Source organism: Halomonas sp. 707D4, from assembly GCF_024158685.1.
Taxonomy (GTDB): Bacteria; Pseudomonadota; Gammaproteobacteria; order Pseudomonadales; family Halomonadaceae; genus Vreelandella.
On the sequence record NZ_JAMZBD010000692.1, the window covers coordinates 1 to 1,236 of the forward strand.

At 68.6% G+C, this 1,236-nt stretch carries 1 protein-coding gene and 1 pseudogene; both read left to right on the forward strand.

Annotation, left to right across the window (positions count from 1 at the left end; translation table 11 throughout):
* Positions 1 to 183: pseudogene (locus tag BIS11_RS17945) on the forward strand (exonuclease sbcCD subunit D); the annotation flags it as partial.
* On the forward strand, positions 180 to 1,236 hold a 1,057-nt coding region (locus tag BIS11_RS17950), incomplete at its 3' end, for an AAA family ATPase (RefSeq protein WP_253586776.1). The pseudogene BIS11_RS17945 and the gene BIS11_RS17950, both read left to right, overlap by 4 nt.

The window sequence follows — 1,236 nt, forward strand, 5'->3', positions numbered from 1 at the left end:
GAGAAGCCCGGCATGCTGGAAGCGCGCGGCGCCCAGCAGCTCGACCGCGAAAAGCTCCACTTCAGCGCCCTGGACATGTTCGGCGACTTCTTCGAGCAGACCAGCGGCGAAGCGCTGGACGAGGAGCAGAAGGAGGTCATGCGCCGGCTGATCGACGAGCTCGCCAAGGAGGGCACGCCATGACGCCGCTGGCGCTCACCCTTCAGGCCTTCGGCCCCTTCGCCGGCACCGAGCGGCTCGATTTCACCGCCCTGGGCCGCCACCCGCTGTTTCTGATCAACGGCCCCACGGGCGCCGGCAAGAGCTCGATTCTGGATGCGATCTGCTTTGCCCTCTACGGCCAGACCACCGGCGAGGAGCGTACCGGGGGCGACATGCGCTGCGACGCGGCAAGCCCCCGGCTGCTCACCGAAGTGACGCTGGATTTTCGCCTGCACGACCGCTTCTACCGCATTCGCCGCGTGCCCCAGCAGGAGCGTCCCAAGGTCAAGGGGGAGGGCACCACCACGCAGAACACCGAAGCCCAGCTCTGGCAGCTGAGCGAAGCGCTCGAGGAGCGCCACTGCCTGGTGGCCAGGAACGTGGGGGAAGCCACCGCGCAAATCCAGGCGCTGCTCGGCCTCGACGTCAAGCAGTTTCGCCAGGTGATGGTGCTGCCCCAGGGCAAGTTTCGCGAGCTTTTGGTCGCACCTTCCAGCGAGCGCGAGAAGATCTTCGCCCGACTGTTCCAGACGCAGATCTTCAAGCGCATCGAGGATGAGCTGCTCGAGCGCTCGAAAGGCATCGTCTCCCGCGTCAAGAGTCACCGCGAGCACATCAGCGGCCTGCTGGCCGGCGGCGAGCTCGAAAGCGAGGCGGCCCTCGACGAGGAGCTGGCTTCCCTGGCGCCCCGGGTCGAGGAGGCCAGTGCCCGCTTTGAAGCCGCCAGGCGCGCACGCCGTGAAGCGGAGCAGCGCCGCGACGCGGGCCGGGAGATCGAGCGCCAGCGCCAGGCCCGCGATGCGCTGATCACCGACAAGCGCGCGCACCTGGAGCACGTTGAGGCGATCGAAGCCGCGCGCCAGCGGCTTGCACAGAACGAGCGCGCCCAGCATCTGCGCGCGCCTTTCGACACCGAAGCCCAGGCGCGCAAGGCGTGCGAGGCGGCCCGCGAGGAGCAGCGTCAGGCCGAATCCGCGCTGAACATCCAGCGCGAGCGCACGCTCGAGGCGCAAACGGCGCTTTCCACGGCGCAAC